The organism is Ramlibacter montanisoli, from assembly GCF_013087525.1.
GTDB lineage: Bacteria > Pseudomonadota > Gammaproteobacteria > Burkholderiales > Burkholderiaceae_C > Ramlibacter > Ramlibacter montanisoli.
The window spans coordinates 985,656-1,000,189 of the sequence record NZ_JABFCS010000001.1 but is presented as its reverse complement, the minus strand read 5'-3'; the positions used below and the strand labels follow the sequence as shown (position 1 = coordinate 1,000,189).

The 14,534-nt window shown below is 68.4% G+C and carries 10 protein-coding genes and 2 pseudogenes; 8 read left to right on the top strand and 4 right to left on the bottom strand.

The window, feature by feature from the left end:
- From HK415_RS05200 to HK415_RS05185, 3 genes and pseudogenes are all read right to left on the bottom strand, one after another.
- On the bottom strand, positions 1-258 hold the full coding sequence (locus HK415_RS05200) for a DUF4212 domain-containing protein (protein WP_171557060.1): 258 nt from the start codon (positions 256-258) through the stop codon (positions 1-3).
- A gap of 103 nt (positions 259-361) precedes the next feature.
- Positions 362-946, bottom strand: coding sequence for a tetratricopeptide repeat protein (locus HK415_RS05195; RefSeq protein WP_309246582.1), 585 nt, complete (start codon positions 944-946; stop codon positions 362-364).
- Positions 947-1,325: 379 nt separating this feature from the next.
- Positions 1,326-3,398, bottom strand: a pseudogene (locus HK415_RS05185) (VC_2705 family sodium/solute symporter).
- A 168-nt stretch (positions 3,399-3,566) separates the two neighbouring features.
- Between HK415_RS05185 and HK415_RS05180 the strand changes: the two are divergent.
- Entirely contained in the window at positions 3,567-4,121 is a 555-nt protein-coding gene (locus tag HK415_RS05180) for a hypothetical protein (RefSeq protein WP_171557058.1), read from the top strand.
- Here the strand turns inward: HK415_RS05180 and ppsA are convergent.
- Positions 4,060-6,450 (bottom strand): phosphoenolpyruvate synthase, encoded by a 2,391-nt coding sequence (gene ppsA / locus HK415_RS05175; protein ID WP_171557056.1) that lies wholly within the window; start codon positions 6,448-6,450, stop codon positions 4,060-4,062. The two genes, HK415_RS05180 and ppsA, sit on opposite strands and share 62 nt — an antisense overlap.
- A gap of 143 nt (positions 6,451-6,593) precedes the next feature.
- On the opposite strand from ppsA, the gene ppsR reads away from it, so the two are divergent.
- The 7 genes and pseudogenes from ppsR (at position 6,594) to HK415_RS05140 (ending at position 14,483) form a co-directional block, all read left to right on the top strand.
- Complete coding sequence (gene ppsR / locus HK415_RS05170) at positions 6,594-7,415, top strand: posphoenolpyruvate synthetase regulatory kinase/phosphorylase PpsR (RefSeq protein WP_171557053.1); 822 nt, start codon at positions 6,594-6,596, stop codon at positions 7,413-7,415.
- Between the two features lie 143 nt (positions 7,416-7,558).
- A pseudogene (gene ahpC / locus HK415_RS05165) lies at positions 7,559-8,129 on the top strand (alkyl hydroperoxide reductase subunit C).
- 96 nt (positions 8,130-8,225) lie between these two features.
- Positions 8,226-9,770 carry an alkyl hydroperoxide reductase subunit F gene (ahpF, locus tag HK415_RS05160; RefSeq protein WP_171557051.1) on the top strand — a complete coding sequence of 515 codons (1,545 nt, stop codon included), beginning with the start codon at positions 8,226-8,228 and terminating at the stop codon, positions 9,768-9,770.
- Between the two features lie 80 nt (positions 9,771-9,850).
- Positions 9,851-10,330, top strand: coding sequence for a bacterioferritin (gene bfr, locus HK415_RS05155; protein ID WP_171557048.1), 480 nt, complete (start codon positions 9,851-9,853; stop codon positions 10,328-10,330).
- Positions 10,331-10,509: 179 nt separating this feature from the next.
- Complete coding sequence (locus tag HK415_RS05150) at positions 10,510-12,744, top strand: TonB-dependent receptor (protein WP_309246581.1); 2,235 nt, start codon at positions 10,510-10,512, stop codon at positions 12,742-12,744.
- 10 nt (positions 12,745-12,754) lie between these two features.
- Positions 12,755-13,432: a Fe2+-dependent dioxygenase gene (locus HK415_RS05145; protein WP_171557046.1), complete on the top strand. Its 678-nt coding sequence runs from the start codon at positions 12,755-12,757 to the stop codon at positions 13,430-13,432.
- A gap of 1 nt (position 13,433) precedes the next feature.
- Positions 13,434-14,483 (top strand): alpha-hydroxy acid oxidase, encoded by a 1,050-nt coding sequence (locus tag HK415_RS05140; RefSeq protein ID WP_171557043.1) that lies wholly within the window; start codon positions 13,434-13,436, stop codon positions 14,481-14,483.
- Positions 14,484-14,534: the final 51 nt, after the last annotated feature.

The following is a 14,534-nucleotide window of genomic DNA, read 5'->3' as shown; positions in this document are numbered from 1 at the left end:
TCAGTCCTCCTCGGCGACGCCGTATTCCTGGTCCAGCTTGTTCATGTAGTGCGCATAGAACCAGATCAGCGCGACGTACACGACCAGCGCGCCCTGCGCGCCGACCCAGAAGCTGAAGGGCCAGCCGAAGAAGTTGAAACTGAGGTCGCGGGCGAAGTAGCCGATCACGAAGGTCACGAAGAACCAGATCGCCAGCAGGATGCCGGTGATCCGCAGGTTCCTCTGCCAGTACTCGCGATGCCTTGCGGTCATCTGCATTGCGTTGTCTCCTTGGACCGAGGGTCCTCTTCTCGCTCTTGCCATGCGGCCCCCGGCGGCTCGCGCCGCCGGCTGCAACCGGGCCGCCCCGGGAAGTCGCCTCTCAGCGGGCGGGCTCGACGGACAGGCCCGTCTCGCGCACCAGCTGGGCGGCGACCTTCGGCTCGAACCGCTGGAGGTGGCGGATGATCCGCCTGGCCTCCTCCGGCTCTTGCCTGTCCACATGGACCCGGGCCAGCTGGTACCAGCCGTACGGGCTCATGGGCTGCAATTGCGTGTTCCGCTTCAGGGCCGCGACGGCTTCGTCGAGGCGCTGCAGGCGGATCAGGACCAGCCCCAGGCCGTACCAGGCCCGATCGAGCTGGGGAGACAGTTCGGTGGCGCGGCGGAAGGCCGCCTCGGCGCGCTCGTACTCGCCGGCTTCCTCCAGCAGGTAGCCGTGGTTGAACCAGTGGCTGCCCTCGTTGGGGTGGAGCTGCAGCAGGCGGTCCATCGTGCGCAGCGCCGCGTTGCGGTCGCCGCCCTGCCCCTGCAGGTGCGCGATGCTGGCCAGAGCGTAGGCGTCGCCGGGGAACTCGTGCAGCATCTCGTCGAACAGCGCGAGCGCCGCGGCTTGCCGGCCGAACACCAGGTTGGCCATGGCGCGCCACTTGAAGCCGCGGTAGCGCAGCGTGCGGGTCACTTGCACAGGTGGACCCCGATGCGCACGCAGATGTCGATCTTGGCGAGCGTCGCGGCCAGCCAGACGAAGAACAGCAGCAGGAAGGCCACCAGCGGGAGGTGCTGGTCCAGGACGACCCGGGGGACAGCAGCCGCGCGCCGCGGAGCACGGGGCGCGTGAGCACCTGGAACAGCTGGTAGAACAGGTTCTCCTCGCGGCGCTTGCCCGCCAGCAGGCCCAGGACCCACTGCCCCGCGAGGCACAGGAGTGCGATCTCGGCCAGCAGCTTCACCACCTCAACGAACAGCAGCACGCGTATTCCTTACGGCCATGTCAGGGTTGGCGAATGGTTCGTACAGGCGCTTACTCGTTCCTTACAAAAGCCCGCCCTGACACAACTGCTCGTCTAGGGATTACCCGCCCGCAGGGCGGATTCCCTGCGGGTGAGCAGGCTGGCGAGGACCGCCATCGCGACGCCGATGGCGACCCCGAACACCCCTCCCGCGACGGGCTGGATGCCGAACCAGAGCGTGGGCTCCCCGGCCAGTCCCATCGCCGCGCGCACGGGCGCCGATTTCGCGGTCATGTAGTACACGGTCACGCCGAAGCCGGCGAGCATGCCGCACACGGCGCCGGCGCGCGTCGCGCCGCGCCAGAAGATGCCGAGCACCATCGCCGGCAGCAGCCCGGACGCCGCGAGCGAGAAGGACGCGGACACCAGCGGCAGGATCTCCGCCGGCTTCAGCGTGGCCACCATGGCCGCCAGCAGCGCCACTCCCAGCAGCGCGAACTTCGAGAGGATCACGCGCTGCTCCGGCGTGCTGTCGTGCCCCACCTCGTGGCTGTACAGGTCGCGCACCAGCGCGTTGCTGATGGTGAGCAGCAGGCCGTCGGCCGTCGACAGCGCGGCGGCGAGTCCGCCGGCGGCGACCAGCCCCGACACCACGTAGGGCAGGCCGCCGATCTCCGGCGTGGCCAGCATGATGATGTCGGCGCCGATCCGGATCTCGCCGAACTGCACGCGGCCGTCGCCGTTCACGTCCATGATCGACACCAGCGAGGAATCCACCCTCGCCCACTGCACGATCCACGTGGGCAGCGCCTCGATGCTGCTGCCCACCAGGCTTTGCATCACCTCGTACTTCACCAGCACCGCCAGGGCCGGCACGCTCAGGTACAGCAGGCCGACGAAGAACAGCGCCCAGGTCACCGAGGACCGCGTGTCGGCCACCGAGGGCGTGGTGTAGAAGCGCGTGAGCAGGTGCGGCAAGCCCGCGGTGCCCGCCATCAGGCAGAACATCAGCGCGAGGAAGTTCGCGCGCGAATTGTCGAAGGCCTCGCGCTCCTGCGGCGTCCCCTGGGGATCGCCCGCGAAGGGCGTGCCGTGCGCCGGCAGGCCGCCCAGGGCTGCGCGCGCTGCAGCGATTCGTGCATCTGCCGGGTCCAGAGTTCGCGCGCCGCGGCGGGGTCCCGGGGCAGCGCCGCGAATTCGCGGTTGGCGGCCACGATGCGGCCGGAGTCGGCGTCGTTGGTCTTGAGCTGGCGGATGCGTTCGCGCGCGGCCGCGCGTTCGCGCGCCAGGGCTTCGTCCACGTTCGCCAGCTTCTCCTTGTAGTCCGCGGCGCGGCGCAGGAACTCCTGCTGCACCTCCTTCTCCTCCGGCGCCACCACCAGCTGGCGCTCCAGTTCTGCGATCTTGGCCAGCTGCTTGCCGTACACCAGCGGCGCCATCGGGTTGCCCAGCTGCTTGTGTACGCGAGCCAGGACACCGGGATCAGGAAGGCGAGCAGCAGCACGACGTACTGCGCCACCTGCGTCCAGGTGATCGCCCGCATGCCGCCCAGGAAGGAACAGAGCAGCACGCCGCCCAGGCCGAGCAGGATGCCGATCTCGAACTGCACGCCGGTCAGGCGCGAGGCGATCAGGCCGATGCCGTAGATCTGCGCCACCACGTAGGTGAAGGAGCAGATGATCGCGGCCAGCGCCGCGAGCCGCCGCGGCCACTCGCCGCCGTAGCGCACGTGGAAGTAGTCGGGCACCGTGTACAGCCCCATGCGCCGCAGGTAGGGCGCGACGAGCAGCGCGACCAGCACGAAGCCTCCGGTCCATCCCAGCACGTAGGCCAGGCCCCCGGCTGCCCGCCGCCGCCGGCGAAGCCTTGCAGGTAGAGGCCGCCCGCCAGGCTGATGAACGAGGCCGCGCTCATCCAGTCGGCGGCCGCGGCCATCCCGTTGTACATGGGCGGGATGCGGCGGCCGCCCACGTAGTACTCCTCCGGGTCCGTGGTGCGGCTGGTGATGCCGATGGCCGCGTACATCATGACCGTGGAGAACATGAAGATCGGCCCCAGCCAGAAGCGCGACAGGCCGGCGTATTGCTCGGCCCAGGCCAGCACGAGGAGAAATCCGAGGAAGCCGCCCACGTAGACGGCCAGCCGACGGTGCAGGCGGCGCGCGTAGACGGCGCCGGCCTCAGCCACCCGCGCTCCTCATCCGTCGCACAGCCACACCCATGCGGGGATCATCGCACTGCCGAGATGACCGGGAGGGAAGGGAGTTCACGGGTGTAGGCAATTTGCCTAAAGCCTGGCTCTGGCAGCCAACCATACTCTTCCATGCCCGGACGGGAGACCGGGATGGAGGCGACGATGGACAAGGACACCACGTATCGCAAGACCACGAGCGGCAGCGAGGCGATCGCGGCACGGCACCCCGGGCTCAGCCAGCGGCATCGTTCCCTGCTGATCCTGGTCGACGGCCGCCGCGACACGCGCGAACTGGCCGCCCTCGCGTCCGGCTTCGGCGACGTCGAGGAACTGCTGCAGCCGCTCCTCAACCAGGGCTTCATCGAACCCGTGGAACGCAAGAGCGCAGCCGCGCCAGCCACGCCGGCCGGCGCGAAGCCGCCGACGCATTACCTCCAGGCCCGCAACGTGGCGGTGCGCCGCCTGACGGACCTGCTCGGCCCCAGTGCCGAAACCCTGTGCATCAAGCTGGAAGCAGCGCGCAGCGCGGAGGAGTTCCGTGCTGCGCTCAAGCGGGTGGAGGCGATCCTGCGCGAAGCGCTGGGGCGCAGCGCGCCGCGCAGTTCCTGTCCGACGTGGACAGCGTCCGCGCGTCCTGAACGCCCGGCGGCGGGCATCAGCTCGCCAGCTTCTGCCAGGTGGCGATCACGCTGTCCGGGTTCAGCGAGATCGACGTGATGCCCTCCTCCACCAGCCAGGCCGCGAAGTCCGGATGGTCGCTGGGGCCTTGCCCGCAGATGCCGACGTACTTGCCCTGCGCCACGCAGGCCTTGATGGCGCGTGACAACATCGCCTTCACCGCCGGGTCGCGCTCGTCGAAGTCGGCGGCCAGCAGTTCCAGTCCGGAGTCCCGGTCCAGGCCCAGCGTGAGCTGCGTCAGGTCGTTCGAGCCGATCGAGAAGCCGTCGAAGAAGGCCAGGAACTCGTCGGCCAGGATCGCGTTGCTCGGGATCTCGCACATCATGATCACCTTGAGCTCGTCCACGCCGCGCTGGAGGCCATGCTCGGCCAGCAGGCCGGTCACGCGCTCGGCCTGCTTGAGCGTGCGCACGAAGGGCACCATCACCTGCACGTTCTTCAGGCCCATGTCGCGGCGCACGCGCACCAGCGCCTCGCACTCCATCTCGAAGGCTTCCTTGAACTCCGCGCTGATGTAGCGGGCCGCGCCGCGGAAGCCCAGCATCGGGTTCTCCTCTTCCGGCTCGTAGCGGCTGCCGCCAATGAGCTTGCGGTACTCGTTGGACTTGAAGTCCGACAGGCGCACGATCACCGGCTTGGGCCAGAAGGCGGCGGCGATGGTCGCCACGCCCTCGGCCACCTTGTCCACGTAGAAGGCACGCGGCGAGGCATGCCCGCGGGCCACCGACTCCACCGCCTTCTTCAGGTCGGCGTCGACGTTCGGGTAGTCGAGGATGGCCTTCGGGTGGACGCCGATGTTGTTGTTGATGATGAATTCCAGGCGGGCCAGGCCGACGCCGTCGTTGGGCAGCTGCGCGAAGTCGAAGGCGAGCTGCGGATTGCCCACGTTCATCGCAATCTTGGTCTTGATCTTCGGCATTTCGCCGCGCTGGACTTCGGTGACCTCGGTCTCCAGCAGGCCGTCGTAGATGAAGCCGGTGTCGCCCTCGGCGCAGCTCACGGTGACCAGCGTGCCGTCCTTGAGGGTCTCGGTGGCGTCGCCGCAGCCGACCACCGCCGGGATGCCCAGCTCGCGCGCGATGATGGCCGCGTGGCAGGTGCGGCCGCCGCGGTTGGTGACGATGGCGCTGGCGCGCTTCATCACCGGCTCCCAGTTGGGATCCGTCATGTCGGTCACCAGCACGTCGCCGGGCTGCACGCGGTCCATCTCCGCGGTGCTGTGCACCAGCCGCACCGGGCCCGTGCCCACCTTCTGGCCGATCGCGCGGCCCTCGGCCAGCACCGTTCCCTTGCTCTTCAATTTATAGCGAACTTCGGCCTTGCCCTCGCCCTGGCTCTTCACCGTCTCGGGCCGCGCCTGCAGGATGTAGAGCTGGCCGTCGGTGCCGTCCTTGCCCCACTCGATGTCCATGGGGCGGCCGTAGTGCTCCTCGATCACCAGCGCGTAGCGCGCCAGCTGCTCGACGTCCTCGTCGCTCAGCGAATAGCGGTTGCGCTGCTCCAGCGGCACGTCCACGGTCTTCACCAGCTTGCCGCCCTTGGCCTTCTCGGCGTCGGAGGTGAACACCATCTGGATCAGCTTGGAGCCCAGGTTGCGGCGGATCACGCCCTTGTTGCCCGCGCGCAGCATGGGCTTGTGCACGTAGAACTCGTCGGGGTTCACCGCGCCCTGCACCACCGTCTCGCCCAGGCCGTAGCTGGAGGTGATGAAGACCACCTGGTCGAAGCCGGACTCGGTGTCGATGGTGAACATCACGCCGGCGGCGCCGAGGTCGGAGCGCACCATGCGCTGCACGCCGGCGGACAACGCGACGTGCTCGTGGGCGAAGCCCTTGTGCACGCGGTAGCTGATCGCGCGGTCGTTGTAGAGGGAGGCGAACACCTCCTTCATCTTGTGCAGGACGGTCTCGATGCCGTGCACGTTCAGGAAGGTCTCCTGCTGGCCGGCGAAGGAGGCATCGGGCAGGTCTTCCGCGGTGGCGGAAGAACGCACCGCGAAGCTGGCGTCGCGGTTGCCCGCGGATAGCGTCTCGAACTCGGCGCGGATCGCCTGCTCCAGCGCCGGCGGGAAGGGCTGCGACTCGACCCAGCCGCGGATCTCTGCGCCGGCGGCAGCCAAGGCGCGCACGTCCTCGGTGTCCAGCGTGGCCAGGCGTTCGCGGATGCGGGTGTCGAGCCCGTCGTACTTGAGGAACTCGCGGAAGGCATGCGCGGTGGTGGCGAAGCCCGTGGGCACGCGCACGCCGTGCGGCAGCTGCGAGATCATTTCGCCGAGGCTGGCGTTCTTGCCGCCGACCACCTCGACATCCGTCATTCTCAGGTTCTCAAACGGTACGACCAGGGCGGTCGCGTCGAAACGTGCAGACATGGGGAGACTCCGGAAGTTGAAACTGGGTCTGCGCACAAGCGCACTGCGCCAAGGCCCGCCGATGGGCTTTGTAGTTGTTCGAAGGGGCGGCGGCGGACCATGGGCGCGGGAATTCGGATAATGGGCGGGATTGTAGGCGCCACATGCACACCCGTACTGTCTTCTTCGTCTCCGATGGCACCGGCATCACCGCCGAAACCTTCGGCAATGCCATCCTGGCGCAATTCGAGTTCAAGCCCCGCCACGTCCGGCTGCCGTTCATCGACACCGTCGACAAGGCGCACCAGATCGTCCGGCAGGTGAACCACACCGCGGAGGTCGAGGGCCGGCGGCCGGTGGTGTTCACCACGCTGGTGAACGTCGAGGTGCTGCAGGTGATCGAGGAAGGCTGCAAGGCCATGGTGCTCGACATGTTCGGCACCTTCGTGCGGCCGCTGGAGATCGAGCTGGGCATGAAGTCCAGCCACCGCGTGGGCCGCTTCTCCGACGTGAGCAAGAGCAAGGAGTACCACGACCGCATCGAGGCGATCAACTTCAGCCTCGTGCACGACGACGGCCAGTCCAACCGCGACCTCGAGCAGGCCGACGTGATCCTGGTAGGCGTCAGCCGCAGCGGCAAGACGCCGACCTCGCTGTACCTGGCCATGCAGCACGGCCTGAAGGCGGCCAACTACCCGCTGATCCCGGAAGACTTCGACCGCAAGCAGCTGCCCGGCGCGCTGGCGCCGCACCGCAAGAAGATCTTCGGCCTGACCATCGCGCCCGAGCGGCTCTCGGAGATCCGCAACGAACGCCGGCCCAATTCGAAGTACGCCTCGCTCGAGAACTGTCGCCACGAAGTGGCCGAAGGCGAGGCGATGATGCGGCGCGAAGGCATCCGCTGGCTCTCCACGACGACCAAGTCGATCGAGGAGATCGCCACCACCATCCTGCAGGAGATCCGCCCGGAGCGTCTCGAGTACTGACGCGCCCCTGACGGCGTGCCAGGCGCCGCCATAGCCCCTGCCTAACATCGCCATGCCCCGTTTCAATGGGGAAGCGCGCCGGAAGGCCCCATACTTCATAGGCGCGCTTGATGAACACGCGCTCAGCTATAGAGGAAAACTAAATGTCTTTGATCAACACCGAAATCCCCGCCTTCAGCGCCACCGCGTACCACAACGGCAAGTTCGTGCCGGTCACGGAACAGAACTTCAAGGGCAAGTGGTCCGTGGTCGTGTTCTATCCCGCCGACTTCACCTTCGTGTGCCCGACCGAGCTGGGCGACCTGGCGGACAACTACGCCGAGTTCCAGAAGCTGGGCGCGGAAGTCTATGGCGTGTCCACGGACACCCACTTCACGCACAAGGCCTGGCACGACACCTCCGACACCATCAAGAAGGTGCAGTACCCCCTGGTCGGCGACCCCAGCCACCAGCTGGCCCTTCTTCCAGGTGCTGATCACCGAGGGCGAGGACACCGGCCTGGCGCTGCGCGGCACCTTCGTGATCGATCCGGAAGGCCGCATCAAGACGATCGAAGTGCACGACAACGGCATCGGCCGCGACGCCAAGGAAACGCTGCGCCGCCTGAAGGCCGCCCAGTACGTGGCCGCGCACCCGGGTGAAGTCTGCCCGGCCAAGTGGGAGCAAGGCGCCGAGACGCTGAAGCCCTCGCTGGACCTGGTCGGCAAGATCTAAGCGCCCCGCGCCCGCCGCCACGACAGGCCCGGCGCGCCACGAGCGCCCGGGCCTTTTTCATTCGCATCCACGAACAACAAGTCGGAAGGACCACCCATGCTCGACACCACCACGAAAGCGCAACTCGCCGCCTACCTGCAACGCATCTCGCAGCCGGTGGAGATCGTCGCCTCGCTCGACGACTCGCCGGCCTCGCAGGAGATGCGCTCGCTGCTGAAGGACATCGCCGAGGCCTCGCCGCTGATGAAGGTGAGCGAGACCACGGGCGGGCCGCACCGCAAGCCGTCCTTCTCCCTCAACCGCCCGGGCGAGAACCACGGGCCGCGCTTCGCCGGCCTGCCCATGGGCCACGAGTTCACCTCGCTGGTGCTGGCGCTGCTGCAGGTCGGCGGCTACCCGCCCAAGGTGGAACAAGCGGTGCTGGAGCAGATCCGCGCGCTCGACGGCGACTTCGCGTTCGAGGTCTACGTTTCGCTGACCTGCCACAACTGCCCGGACGTGGTGCAGGCACTGAACCTCATGGCGATCCAGAACCCGCGCATCAGGACGACGATGATCGAGGGCGGCCTGTTCCAGGACGAGATCAAGGAACGCCAGATCATGGGCGTGCCCACGGTGTTCCTCAACGGCACCATGTTCGGCAACGGCCGCATGAGCCTGGAGGAGATCCTGGCCAAGATCGACACCTCGGGCACCGAGCGCGAGGCGAAGAAGATCGCCGCCAAGGACCCGTTCGACGTGCTGATCGTCGGCGGCGGCCCCGCGGGCGCCGCGGCCGCCGTGTACGCGGCGCGCAAGGGCATCCGCACCGGCATCGCGGCGGAACGCTTCGGCGGCCAGGTGCTGGACACGCTGGGCATCGAGAACTTCATCTCGGTCAAGGAGACCGAGGGCCCGAAGTTCGCCCATGCGCTGGAAGAACACGTGCGCACCTACGACGTGGACATCATGAACCTGCAGCGCGCCAAGGCGCTCAAGCCCACGGGTTCGCTGATCGAAGTGCAGCTGGAAAGCGGCGCGACGCTGAAGGCGAAGAGCGTGATCGTCTCCACCGGCGCGCGCTGGCGCAACATCAACGTGCCCGGCGAGCAGGAGTTCAGGAACAAGGGCGTGGCCTACTGCCCGCACTGCGACGGCCCGCTGTTCAAGGGCAAGCGCGTGGCGGTGATCGGCGGCGGCAACTCCGGCGTGGAAGCGGCGATCGACCTGGCCGGCATCGTGGCCCACGTGACACTGGTGGAGTTCGACACCAGGCTGCGCGCGGACGCGGTGCTGCAGAAGAAGCTGCACTCGCTGCCCAACGTGACGGTGCTCACCAACGCGCAAACGACGCGGATCACCGGCGACCAGAAGGTCGACGGCCTGGTCTACAAGGACCGCGCGAGCGGCGAAGAGAAGCGCGTGGATCTGGAAGGCGTGTTCGTGCAGATCGGCCTGGTGCCCAACACCGAATGGCTCAAGGGCACGGTGGAACTGTCCAAGTTCGGCGAGATCATCGTCGGGCCGCGCGGCGAGACCTCGCTGCCCGGCGTGTTCGCCGCCGGCGACTGCACGACGGTGCCCTTCAAGCAGATCATCATCGCCGCGGGCGACGGTGCGAAGGCGGCGCTCGGCGCATTCGACCACCTGATCCGCAGTTGATCCGGGACGGATACCAAAGGGGGCTGCGGCCCCCTTTTTTTCGCGCCACAATCGCCGCACAACACCAACAGGGCCACAGCATGCAAGGCGATCCGCAAGTCATCCAGCACCTCCAGGCGCAGCTCAAGAACGAACTCACCGCGACCAACCAGTATTTCCTGCACTACCGCATCCTGAAGCACTGGGGATTCGACCGGCTGGCGAAAAAGGAATACGAGGAGTCGATCGGCGAGATGAAGCACGCCGACAAGCTGATGGAACGCATCCTGATGCTGGACGCGCTGCCCAACCTGCAGGACCTGGGCAAGCTGCTGGTGGGCGAGGACGTGCCGGAGATCCTCAACGCCGACCTGCAAAGCGAGCGCGGCGCGCAGGCCACCGTGAAGGCGGGTATCGCCCACTGCGAGTCCGTGCGCGACTACATCTCGCGCGAGATCCTGGAGCGCATCCTGGAAGACACCGAGGAGCACATCGACTTCCTCGAGACCCAGCTCGACCTGCTGAACAAGGTCGGCCTGCAGAACTACCTGCAGTCGCAGATGGGCGAAGCCTCCTCCTGACAATTTCCTGAGCCTCGCGTCGCCCTCACGCGACGCGCGCCTCTTCCAAATGCGAGCAATTCGCATTTGCATGTAGAATCGCCGGCGAACGCTTCTCCCGGCCAGCCATCCGCGCTCCGCGCGCCAGCCAGCCTTCCGAACCAACCGCCCGCCATCCGCGGGCCCGACCGGAGGCTCCCTTGGCGCAAAACCGCCCCTCGAACGAATCCGCCCTGCTGCCGCTGGGCGCCCTGATGCTGGCCGCTTCCACCGGCGCGTGGTCCCAGGCCGCCCCGCCAGCGGCCACCACGCTGTCCACCGTCGTCGTGCAGGAGCAGGCCGAAGCCGCGCAAGGCAAGGACACGCTGCGCGCCACGACCACCACCATCGGCAAGGGCCGGCAGCAGCTGCGCGACATCCCGCAGTCCATCACCGTCGTCACCGAGAAGCTGATGGACGACCGCAACCTCGATACCGTGAAGGAAGCGCTGCGCAACACCGCCGGCATCACCTTCCAGGCGGCCGAGGGCGGCGAGGAGGACATCCGCCTGCGCGGCTTCTCGCTGGCCGGCACCGGCGACATCTTCCTGGACGGCATGCGCGACCCGGCCTTCTACGACCGCGACACCTTCAACCAGGACCGCATCGAGGTACTGCGCGGCTCGGCATCCATGCTGTTCGGCCGCGGTTCCACCGGCGGCGCCGTCAACCAGGTCGGCAAGGTACCTCGCCTGATGACCGAGCACGAAGTCGCCACCACCGTGGGCAACCACGGCTACGGGCGGCTCACCGGCGACTTCAACTTCCACACCGGCGAGAACGCGGCGCTGCGGCTGAACGTCATGAAGACCAAGGCCGACAACAACGGCTCCGGGAGCAGCATAGACAAGCAAGGCATCGCCGGGGCCTACCGCTGGGGGATAGGCACGGCCGACGAATTCCTCGTCAGCCTGTTCGCCCTGGACAACGACAACGGCATCAACTACGGCCTGCCCTGGATCCGTCCCAGGGCCGGCGCCACCAGCGCGTCCAACACGCTGATTCCCGGCCTCGCGCCCACCGCCTACTACGGCATGGCCAGCGACGCCAACGCCGGCCGGGCGAAGATGGCCAGCTTCGCGCACCTGCACCGCTTCACCGGCGGCAGCGAGCTGCGCAGCCAGGTCCGCAAGGGCAGCTTCGAGCGCGACCAGCGCGCCAGCTCCATCCGCTTCGCCGACGCCTCCACGACGCTCGCGAACCTCTCTCCCGCCACCGTGCTGCGCCGGGGCACCAACCTGAAGGTGCAGGACGTGGACACGCTGCATGCACAGAGCGACTTCAGCACCAAGCTGGAGGCCCTGGGCCTGAAGCACGAGGTGCAGGCGGGCGTGGACTTCGCCCATGAACAGAAGGTGGTGTACGCCGCCCGCTCCGCGGCGCAAGGCGGCGTGGACATCGCCAAGCCGAACACGACGCTGGGCTCGCCCGACGACGGCGCGTCCATAGACGAGGCCCGGCGCGTGCTGCGCGCGGGCAACCAGTTCGACGCCAGGGGTTGGGGCGCCTACCTGCAGGACCTGGTGCAGGTGGCGCCCGCCTGGAAGGTGCTCGCCGGCGTGCGCTTCGACCACCTGGACGGCCGCTACGACCAGTTCGGCATCCCGACCACCGCGCCCGGCCCGACCACCACCACCAGCTTCCAGCAGAAGATCTCCAACTGGAGCAAGCGCGTGGGCCTGCTGTACCAGCCCACCGAGCGCCACTCCTTCCACTTCTCGTACGGCACCTCGTTCAACACCTCGGGCGACACCTACTCGTACAACGCGCTCAGCGCCAACACGCCGCCGGAACAGAGCGAGAACATCGAGCTGGGCGCGAAGATCGACTCGGCGGACAAGCGCTTCTCCACCCGCCTGGCACTGTTCCACGCGACCAAGAAGAACGAGCGCAACACCGATCCCGACACGGCGGCCACGCGCCTGCTGCTGTCCGGCCGCCGCCATACCGCGGGCTTCGAGGTGGACGTCGTGGGTCGCCTCACGCCCAAGTGGGAAGTGTTCGGCTCCTACATGTGGATGCCGATCGCGCGCGTCGACGAGGCGGCTTCCACTTCCACCACCGTCGGCAACCGCGTCGGCGACCGTCCCGGCCTGAGCCCGCGCCACAGCGGCACGGTGTGGACCACCTGGCAGCTCACGCCGAAGTGGCGCGTGGGCGGCGGCCTGAACTTCCGCAGCAAGCAGGCCCCGGCCGACGTCACCGCGCCCGGCTGGGAAGCACCGGGCTTCGTCACCGCGGACCTGATGGCGGAATACCTGGTCAACGACCGCTTCAGCGTGAAGGCCAACGTCAGCAACGTGGGCGACAAGTACTACGCCGAAGCCCTGTACCGCGGGCATTACGTGCCGGGCGCGGGACGGCTGGTGCAGGTGAGCCTCAGCTCGCGCTTCTGAACGCCGGGCCATGCTTTTGACCTTCCCCGTGCTCGACGCCGTGCAGCTGCGCGAGGCCCGCCGGCTCCTGAAGGACGCGCCCTGGAACGACGGCAAGGCCACGGCGGGAATGCAGGCCGCGCAGGCCAAGAACAACGAGCAGCTGGCCGCCGGCAGCGCACAGGCGCTCGCCCTGCAATCGCTGGTGACCACCGCGCTGGAACGATCGCCGCGCTTCCTGGCAGCTGCGCTACCGCGCAAGCTCTTTCCGCCGCAGTTCAATCGCTACACCGGCAGCCGCAACGCCTATGGCCCGCACGTGGACAACGCGGTGCGTTTCAGCGGCAACCTGCGCGTGCGTACGGACCTCTCCTGCACGGTGTTCCTCGCCGACCCGGAGGATTACGAAGGCGGCGAACTGGTGATCCACGGCGCGGGCGAACCGCGCCGCCGGGTCAAGCTGCCGGCCGGCCACGCCGTGCTCTATCCCGGCACCAGGGTGCACGAGGTGACGCCGGTCACGCGCGGCGCGCGCCTCGCGTCCTTCTTCTGGATCGAGAGCATGGTGCGCGGCGACGCGCAGCGCCAGTTGCTGCTGGAGCTGGACGACACGATCACCGCGCTGCGCAACGCGCAGGGCGAAAGCGCGGCCACCATCGCCCTCACCGGCACGTACCACAACCTCCTGCGCATGTGGGCGGACACCTGAGATGCAGCCCGCCCTCGAAGCCCTGCCGCTGTCGATCCGGTGCGCGCGCGATTACGCGGCGCACGCGCGTTCGCGGCTCGACGCCCAGGCCTGGGACTACTTCGACGACCACGCCGGCAGCGGCCTGACGCGGCGCGCGAACCGGCGCGCGTGGGACCGCGTGTCCCTGGTGCCGCGCGTGCTGCGTGCGGTCGCCCACGTCGACACGCGCATGCAACTGCTCGGTCGCAACCAGCCCTCGCCGCTGCTCGTCGCGCCGATGGCGCTGCAGCGGCTCGCGCACCCGGATGGAGAACTGGGCAGCGCCCTCGCCGCCGCGAGCCAGGGCGCGGGCTTCGTGGCCAGCATGCAGTCCAGCGTGCCCTTGCAGCAGATCGCCGCCGCCGTGCGCAACGACGAGGGGCGCGGCCCACTCTGGTTCCAGCTCTGCCTCCTGCAGGATCGCGCCGCCACGCTGGCGATCGTGCGGCAGGCCGAAGCCGCCGGCTACGAGGCCCTGGTGCTCACGGTGGACGCCACGATTCGCGCGCCCCGGCCGCTCGTGCTGCCGCAAGGCGTGCAGCCCGTGCACCTGCCCGCCGGTGCCGCCTTCCACCCGGCGCCCGGCTGGGACGACGTCGCCTGGCTGCAATCCGCAAGCTCCCTGCCCGTCCTGCTCAAGGGCGTGCTGCATCCGGCCGATGCCGCCCAGTGCGCGCGCATGGGCCTGGCGGGCCTGGTCGTCTCCAACCACGGCGGCCGCGTGCTCGACGGCGCCGTCGCGACTGCCCAGGCCCTGCCGCGCATCGTCGAAGCCGCGGGCGGCCGCCTGCCCGTGCTGGTGGACGGCGGCATCGCGCAGGGCACGGACGTAGCCAAGGCGCTTGCCCTGGGCGCCCGTGCCGTGCTGCTCGGTCGCCCGGTCATCCACGGCCTGGCCGCCGCCGGCGCCGCCGGTGCCGCCCACGTCCTGCGGCTCATCCGTGACCAACTCCGGCTCGCGATGGCCCAGTGCGGCGCTGCCGAGCTGGCCGAACTCACTCCCGAACTGCTATTTCCTGCCTTCCCTTGATCCTGCTCAACCCCACTCCGCCAAAGTCATTGCAAATGCGAAGGATTCGCA

Coding starts and splice junctions, on each gene's coding strand:
- ppsA (WP_171557056.1), bottom strand. CDS start 6,450: ATGTCTGCACGTTTCGACGCGACCGCCCTGGTCGTACCGTTTGAGAAC.
- bfr (WP_171557048.1), top strand. CDS start 9,851: ATGCAAGGCGATCCGCAAGTCATCCAGCACCTCCAGGCGCAGCTCAAG.
- ahpF (WP_171557051.1), top strand. CDS start 8,226: ATGCTCGACACCACCACGAAAGCGCAACTCGCCGCCTACCTGCAACGC.
- HK415_RS05140 (WP_171557043.1), top strand. CDS start 13,434: ATGCAGCCCGCCCTCGAAGCCCTGCCGCTGTCGATCCGGTGCGCGCGC.
- HK415_RS05145 (WP_171557046.1), top strand. CDS start 12,755: ATGCTTTTGACCTTCCCCGTGCTCGACGCCGTGCAGCTGCGCGAGGCC.
- HK415_RS05180 (WP_171557058.1), top strand. CDS start 3,567: ATGGACAAGGACACCACGTATCGCAAGACCACGAGCGGCAGCGAGGCG.
- ppsR (WP_171557053.1), top strand. CDS start 6,594: ATGCACACCCGTACTGTCTTCTTCGTCTCCGATGGCACCGGCATCACC.
- HK415_RS05200 (WP_171557060.1), bottom strand. CDS start 258: ATGCAGATGACCGCAAGGCATCGCGAGTACTGGCAGAGGAACCTGCGG.